Source organism: Acidobacteriota bacterium (assembly GCA_040752915.1).
Taxonomy (GTDB): domain Bacteria; phylum Acidobacteriota; class UBA4820; order UBA4820; family DSQY01; genus JBFLVU01.
In genome coordinates this window covers 2304-10014 of the sequence record JBFMHB010000083.1, presented here as the reverse complement: position 1 = coordinate 10014, position 7711 = coordinate 2304, and the positions used below count along the sequence as shown (strand labels likewise).

At 67.5% G+C, this 7711-nt stretch carries 5 protein-coding genes; all 5 read right to left on the bottom strand.

Going from position 1 to position 7711, the window contains the following annotated elements:
• Nucleotides 1-487: 487 nt before the first annotated feature.
• The 5 genes from AB1824_11985 to AB1824_11965 all read right to left on the bottom strand — a co-directional run bounded on the left by AB1824_11985 (nucleotide 488) and on the right by AB1824_11965 (nucleotide 7590).
• On the bottom strand, nucleotides 488-2530 hold the full coding sequence (locus AB1824_11985) for a polysaccharide biosynthesis tyrosine autokinase (GenBank protein ID MEW5765683.1): 2043 nt from the start codon (nucleotides 2528-2530) through the stop codon (nucleotides 488-490).
• 509 nt (nucleotides 2531-3039) lie between these two features.
• Entirely contained in the window at nucleotides 3040-4005 is a 966-nt protein-coding gene (locus tag AB1824_11980) for a glycosyltransferase family 2 protein (protein MEW5765682.1), read from the bottom strand.
• Between the two features lie 203 nt (nucleotides 4006-4208).
• A complete protein-coding gene (locus AB1824_11975; GenBank protein ID MEW5765681.1) occupies nucleotides 4209-5159 on the bottom strand; it encodes a glycosyltransferase family 2 protein in 951 nt (316 codons plus the stop codon).
• Between the two features lie 321 nt (nucleotides 5160-5480).
• Nucleotides 5481-6359 carry a glycosyltransferase family 2 protein gene (locus AB1824_11970; GenBank protein MEW5765680.1) on the bottom strand — a complete coding sequence of 293 codons (879 nt, stop codon included), beginning with the start codon at nucleotides 6357-6359 and terminating at the stop codon, nucleotides 5481-5483.
• Between the two features lie 322 nt (nucleotides 6360-6681).
• Complete coding sequence (locus tag AB1824_11965) at nucleotides 6682-7590, bottom strand: glycosyltransferase family 2 protein (protein ID MEW5765679.1); 909 nt, start codon at nucleotides 7588-7590, stop codon at nucleotides 6682-6684.
• Between the last annotated feature and the right edge of the window lie 121 nt (nucleotides 7591-7711).

Below are 7711 nucleotides of genomic sequence, written 5' to 3'. Positions count from 1 at the left end.
GGCGACGCCTCCCACGGGACGGGAAACGCAAGACGTGGGATGGGTCTCGTAGGGGAGGGTCTCCGTGCCCTCCCCGGGGCGGCAACGGAGGGCCGCCCCTGCGAAAGCATCCAACCCTACGCGGCCGAGGGCGGCCGCGCCACAATGCCGAGGGCGGCCGCGCCACCATGCCGAGGGCCACCGCGCCGCCGAACCATACCCTCGGAAAACGATGCGACGGACTACACGTTTTTGACGAATTGTATCATTTCAGGGGCGCGTAGCTCCGCCCATGAACCTGCATTTCTCTCAACGCACCGGGCCATCCCATTGCTTCCACCCGGTTTGTGTGGAGGGGGGCGCCGCCGCGCTCCCCCCTGCTAGAATCTAGGCCCGCGCTGTTGCGCTCACAAGGGCAGTGTACACCAGGCGTCTGCGAGAAGAATGGGCCCTTGCCATCGAATCGTGCAAACTTGCCCCAGCCGTGGAATCCCCCCGAGCACGAACCTTATAGGAGCACCGAGCCGGCGGCGGCGGCCTTTCGCTTCTTGAACCCTGCCGCCCGGACGACCTTTCGCCAGAAGCCCGCCGGAGCCTCCTTGCCGTAGTAATACCGGTAATGCTTGTAATAGTAGCTGTTGTAGTAGTAGTGCCGCGCCCATTCGAACTGGTTCAGGATGGCCCCGTCCACGGGTTTTTCGATGCGGCCGAACTCCATCAGGAGGCGCTCCAGGAGCGGCACCGGGGTGGAGCGGTAGCGGACCACCGTGAGGATCCCCTCCACGTGGGCGGCCAGGACCAGCGGGTCCGTGACGGCCAGGACCGGCGGCGTGTCGAGGATGACCCATTCGAAGCGGGTCCGGGCCGATTCGAGGAACCGGCGGAACTTGTCGGTGTCCAGAAGGATGGGGGGATTGGCTGGGGTCTTCCCCGCCGTCATGAGCCACAGGCCCGGTTTTCCCGCGGGCGCGCAGTACCCCTCGATGGATTCTTCCTCGGCGGACAAGTACTCCGCCAGGCCGGGCTGGCGGTCCTTCTTGAAAAAGGAGTGGAGGGACGGTTTGCGCAGGTCGCAATCCACGAGGAGCACCTTGTCGCCGGAGGAAGTCAGCGTGATGGCCACGTTGGCCGCGATGGTGCTCTTCCCCTCCGCGGCCGAGGGCGAGGTGACCATCCAGATGCGTTTGGCCTTGTGGTTGCTGGCGTAGAGGAGGGAAGTCCGAAGGTTGAGAAAGGCCTCCGCGGCAAAGGCGCGCGTGTCGCTCGTGCTGAGCGGGATCACTCCGAAGAGGGGCAAGCCCAGTCGCTTCTCCAGGACATCGGGGTCCTTGATGCGCCGGTCCACCGCCTGGAGCAGGAGCACGAACCCCACGGACCCCATGAGCCCGAACAGGAAAGCCAGAAGGACCGCCATTTTCTTCTTGGGCTTGCTGGGCTGAGAAGGCGCGTCGGCCCGATCCACCACCTGCACCGCGTTGGAGAGGAGGTTGCTGGCCAGATCCACCTCCCGCATCTTCTCCACGAGGAGCTCCATGTACTTCCGGACCGCCTCCACCCCCGCCTCGAGGGATTCGCTCTGGCCCGACTGCTGGGTGGCCGCGATGGCCTCGGCCTTGAGACGGGCCAGTTCGGAGGTGAGGGTGCCCTTCTCCGAGCGCAGCGCCGCGAGCTGGTGGCGGTAGGTGGCGAGGATGGCATCGCCCTGGCGGGCGATTCGGGAGAGGAGGCTCAGGACCTCGGGATGTTTGGGCGTGTACTTCACCTGGAGGCGCGAGAGGTCGCGGACCATGTCGTTGTAGGTTCGGGTCATGTCCTGGAGAGAGGGATCCTGGCTGGAGGAGGGAAGGCTGACGGGGTCCCCGCCCCCCTCCCGGATGGCCGAAATCTGGGCCACGATGGCGCTGACCTCCCCTTCCCGCACGCCCACGTCATTCAGCCTCAGTTCCAGGGCCTCGATGCGCTTGTCCAGGATCTCCTTCTGGTTTTCCGGGAAGTAGGAACCCGTGGCCCGGAGCTGGTCGCCGTACAGGTGTTTGAGCCGCTCGTATTCCTTTTCCATTTTGGCGGCCTGGTCCGCCATGAGGCGGTCGGCCTCCCTCAGGATCTGCATTTTCTGGCGCAGAGTGACCTGGTTGTACGAGTCGGCCAGCGCGTTGGCCCAGAGGGCCACGTCCCGCTGGTACGGGGCGCTCACCGACAGCGTGAAGAGGGCGCTGTCGCGCTTGCGCTGGACACTGATGCACTTGCGAAACTCCTCCAGGGGGCGCTCCGCTCCGGCAAAGGCGGGATGGTGCTCCAGACCGAGGGCCTCGAAGGCCCCCTGGGCCACCTCCTTGCTCTTCATGAGGTCTACCTGGGAGTTGAAGAAGAGCTCGGTGGTCAGGTCCGAGGAGACCACGTTCCCCAGTTCCTTGGTCGAGGTCTTCTGGGAGCCCCGGTCGATGAACAGGGTGGCGCTGGCCGTATACACGGGCGTCGCCAGGAAGGCGTAGAGGAGTCCGCCGAGGGTGGCCGCCAGGGTCACGCCCAGGATCCACCAGCGGTACTCCACCAGCAAATTGAAGGTAGCCGCCGAGATCCAGCTCGCCGGAGACCTCCTCGCCTTCGACCCGTCTGAAGTCCGGGCCCTCGCGAGACTCCTCGCTCATGAAGATTCCCCTTCCCCGGTCGAACCGCCCGCCGAATGCGGCGCCTGTGCGCCGGGTGCCCCCGCACCCCAACATCCCACGATTCGGTTCGACTCAGGAATGCAGACTACAACAAACAAGAAGACCTTGTCAATCCGCATGTGCTTTCTTCACATGGAGATGGACAAGGTCTTGTCTCTTCAAGCCCTTCTGTGATTCTGTCTATATTGTCTTGCAGAAGAGAACGACGTTCACGCTCTCACCCTCCGAGTGCAAGTGGACCTTGGCCTCTATGGGGCGGGCGCCCCCGTCTGCCGGTCTTCGTAGCGGCCGATGCTCGCATCGGCCGACGGGCGGGCCTTTGGCAAGGATTGGGCTCTGCGGCGTAAGGAGGCCCTTCGAGGCTGGGAAACCCGGGGGGTCTCCCGGGATTCTACGGCAGGGCCTCGATGACGCGGGGATGGCCGCGCCAGGGGACGGCGAGGTGGTCTCCACGGCGCCACTCCTTGGAAAACTGGCCGTGCAGGGCGCCCCGAAAGACGGCCCAGGCGGCGCCCAGACGGCCCCGAAACAAGCGCGCGGCGAATTTCAGGGGCCAGCGGCCGTAAGCCGACAGGAGGAGGAACGCGGCGCGCTGGGGAAAGCGCCCGTACTCGGCCACGAGCCACGCCTGGTTGCGGGTGCCGTGGTAGGAGACCAGGGGGCTCGCCGCGCCGGCCTCGGTGGTGTCGCGGTGGCGCACCCGGCTCTGGGCGATGGCGAGGGTCGTCAGACCCTCGCGCCGGGCGCGCAGGCCGAACTCCACGTCTTCGTAGTAGAGGAAATAGGCCTCGTTGAGAAGGCCGATTTCCTCGAAGAGGGACCGCTTGATGAGCACGCAGGCGCCGTGGGGAAAGTCCACCTCGGCCCAGCGCTTTTCGTCCACCGAGCCGAGGGGGGCGCCGTACAGCCGCCGGCCGCAGCGGCCCGTCCAGAGGTTCGCCTCGCCCCCGAGGGACTGGACCCGCTCGCCGTCCTCGTCCAGCACCAGGGGGCAGGCCATGCCGGCGCGAGGGGAGGCTTCGAGGGCGCGCACGAGGGGCGGCAGGAACTCCGGGTCCACCACCACGTCGGGGTTGAGGATCAGGACGTAGTCGGCGCCCCAGGCGAGGGCTTCGCGGATGCCCGCGTTGTTGCCCCCAGCGTAGCCGAGGTTCTCGCCCGTGGGGAGCCACACCTCGTCGGGAGCAAGGGCCGGAGGGAGCACGGCGTCGGAGCCGTCGGAGGAGGCGTTGTCCACGATCCACGTGCGGCGCTGCCCGCCCTTGGCCAGGCGGAGCGAGGCCAGACAGCGCAGGACGTCCTGCGCCGCGTTGTAGTTCAGGATCACGACGCCGATTTTCGGAGGCTGAATGACCATGGGGAAATCCTGAGGACGTTAGACGTTAGACGAAAGACGAAAGACGGGAGACGGTTCTCGCAGGGGAGAGCCTCCTTGCCCTCCCCTGCGTTGGTTCAAGGACGGGCGGCCACGGAGGGCCGCCCCTACCGCGCGGGTTTGCCTTTGTAGCGGCCGATGCTCGCATCGGCCGGAGGGACCGGCCTCCTACCAAGCCGCGGCGCTCACAGGTCGTGCTTGCGGATGATCTGGCCGCCCTGGCGGAAGAAGGCGGAGAAGCCGCGGTGGAGGAAGGCGGCCTGGGAGATTCGGTAGTGCATTCGGACCCAGCGCGGAAGGGGTTTCTCCGGCGAGGTCCGTTCCGCGAGCCGGTCCAGGGCTTCGCCGAACAGGCTTCGGTAAAGACTCCAGACGGGACCGAGGCGCCCCGAGAGATAGCGGCGCCGATCGAGACTCTCGAGTTCGGGGTGGAGGCTCAGGAAATAGGCCATTCCCTCGCCGGTGCAGGCCGTCTTTTTCCAGTGGACGTCGGGCCGGTGCGGGTCCCGGTTCAGGGCCGAGGCCTCGGGAAGGAAGATCAGGGGCAGCCCGGCCCGGTAGAGCTTGTAGCCCAACTCCGGGTCCTCGAAGCCGTACCCGCGGAAGCCGGGGTCGAAGCCGCCCACCTCCTCGACGGCCGCCCGCGGCGACGAAACGTTCTGGGTCAGGTACTGGAAGAAGGAGGCCTCTTGTCCCGAGGCGTCCGGAAAGAGCGTGCCTCGAGTGCGCTCGGCCACCCAGCGCGAGAGGGGATGGGTCCATGTGTCGTAGCGGTAATCCACGAAGCCGAGGTAGCTGGCCTCCGGACGCCGCCGGTGGGCCTCGAGGTGCCGGCGGAGGCAGTCGGGCGCCGGGGCCATGTCGTCATCCATGAAGAGGACGACCTCCCCTCGTGCTTCGCGCCACCCCCGGTTGCGGGCCGCCACCGCTCCCGGGGTTCTCTCGTGAACGGGCCTGAGCCACGAATGGGCAACGGAAGCCAGGTAGGCCCATGTGCCATCGGTGGAGTGGTTGTCCACCACGATGACCTCGAAGCGCTCCTTGGGCAGGTCCTGAGCCTGGAGGGCTTCCAGGAGGCCGGGGAGAAGGCCGCACCGGTTGTAGGTGGGAACCACCACGGAGAGTTCAGGGGGCATCGAGACCTCAGAGGGGAGAAGAGAGACACATTCCCGATTTCGGATTGCGGATTGTGGATTGCGGATTGCGGATTTGGGGAAAAGGCCCTTTGTGCCTAGTGCGGCGGCCGCTTCACCCTCCGCGGTTTTCGTAGCGGCCGATGCTCGCATCGGCCGAAAGGCCGGCCTTTGGCAAGCAAAGGCCGCTACAGCGCGGGGCCTGCCTTCGAAGACGTGCTCGAGGGTGGGCGCGCCAGGGGACGTTAGACGCGAGACGGGAGACGCTTCTTGTAGGGGAGGGCCTCCGTGGCCTTCCGATTCGGTTTCGTCCGGCTCCTCGGATCACCCGATCCGCGGTGGGCCGTAGCGGTGGTCCGTGAGGCCGAAGCCGACCCACCACCCGCGGGGAGGGGCCTGACGGGCCATGGCGGCCATCGTCCGGCGCGCGCGCCAGGCCATTCTCAAGCCCTCCCGGAGGGGCCCGCCGTGGACCCGGAGGTAGGGCGAGAGGAGGGACCGCGCGGCCCAGAAACCGGCCCAGGTCCAGGCCCGGAGGGGCGATCCGTACACCCGGCGCAGATACACGGCGTTCCGGAAGGAATACTTCACGAGGGTCGGGGACGAGTGGGCCTCGGGCGGCCCCGTGAAGTGCTCGTAGGCCGCCGCCGGCTCGTACAGGCAGGCCCACCCGGCGGACCAAAGCCGCCAGCACAGGTCCACGTCCTCGCAGTAAAGAAACAGCCACTCCTGGAGGAGGCCCACCTCGTCGAGGGCCGCCCGCCGCACGAGGGCGCATCCGAAGACGCACCAGGAGGTGCGGCCCGTTTTGGGCTCGAAGGGCTTGGGGTGCTCGTGGGGCACCTGCCGGGCCTCCACGCACCCCGCCCGGGGCTCCTTCTCGGCCCGCGCCACGAGGCGTTCGAGGCAGTCCGGCGCCATGCGCGTATCGGGGTTCAGGAGGAGGACGAGCGGAGAATCCCCCTCCACGATGGCCCGGTTGTTGCCCGCGGCGAAGCCGGGGTTGTCGCGCAGGGGCAGGAGCCTCAGCCCGCCGGGCCAGGCCGCAAAGCGTGAGGCCAGGACGTCCAGGGCGCCGTCGTCGGGGCCGTTGTCCACGAAGAAAAGGCGGACCTTCTCCCGGGGATGGGTCTGCGCCTCGATCCCCTCCGCCAGTCCCTCGACGTGCCGCAGGGAGCCGTAGAGGACCACGATCAGGTCCACGGAGGGCGGGGAATCCGATTTCGAATGGCAGATGTCAGGGGACGGGAGAAAGGGCATTTGGAATTTGGGATTTGGGATTTCGGATTTGGGATTTACAAGCAAAGGCGAAAGGCGGAAGAGACATTTGGGACTTGGGAGTTGGGATTTTCAATTAAGGGCGAAAGGCAATAGGCGAAAGGCGTACGCGAACCTCCTGGATAGGCGAAGCCATCGTAGCGGCCGATGCTCGCATCGGCCGAAAGGCCGGCCTTTGGCAAGCAAAGGCCGCTACGGCGTGAGGCCTGCCTTCGAAGACGCGGCCGAGGGCGGGGGCGCCCGGCGGTCAGAGCCACCGGCGCTGGATCTGAGCCAGGCGCGGATTCGCTCGAAGCGCCGCGCGCTCGCGCCGGGCGGCGGACAGGGCGGCGGCGTAGTCCCCTTCCCGCCCCATTCTCCTCCACAGGGCCCGCGCGAGGACGTGCCACCGGATCCACAGCGGAGCGCACAGGGCCACGGACCGCGCGGGCCAGTAACGCCACATGAGGACCTGGAGGTTCCTCAGCACCAGGGCGCGCCGGAAGTCCCCGGAGGTTTTTCTCCCGGAGATGCCTCGCTTGTGCAGAACGGTTGCACTCTTCACCAGGCGGGCGCCGAATCCGCTCAGGCGCAGGCGGAAGGCCAGATCCACGTCCTCCAAGATGGCGAAGAGCCCCTCGTCGAGAAGGCCCGCCTCGCGGAGGGCCGAAGCCCGGTAGAGGGCCGCGGCGGCGCAGGGCCCGAAGATCTCCTCCGGAGCCGAGGCGGCGCGGTCGGCCGGCTCTCCCGCTCCCGCGTCCACGGCTCCCGGGCGGAAGCCCACGCGGATGCCCAGGGAGTCGATGCGCTCCCCGTCGTAGGCGAGCAGGACGGGCTGGGCGGAGCCCGCCTCGGGGTGCCCGTCGAGGTCCTCGACGAGGGCCGGCAGGGCCCCCGCCCGCACCAGCGTGTCGTTGTTCAGGAGCAGAACGTACTCCGCCCCCCCGTCGAGGGCCCGGCGGATCCCCACGTTGTTGCCGCCGGCGAAGCCCAGGTTCGCGGCGTTCCCGATCCGCTCGGCCCAGGGAAAGCGCCCTTTCACGGCCTCCAGCGTCCCATCCTCGGAGCCGTTGTCCACCACGAGGACCCGCTCCCCCTCCGCCGGATGGCCCGCCGCCTCCAGGCTTTCCAGACAGGCGAGGGTGTCCTCCCGGCCGTTCCATGTCAGGAGAACCATGGCCAACCTTCGGTTGGCCGAAGGGGGAAGGCGGAAGGGGGAAGGCGGAAGTTTAACCATCAACAAAAACCATGGCCAACCTTCGGTTGGCCGAAGGGGGAAGGCGGAAGGGGGAAGGCGG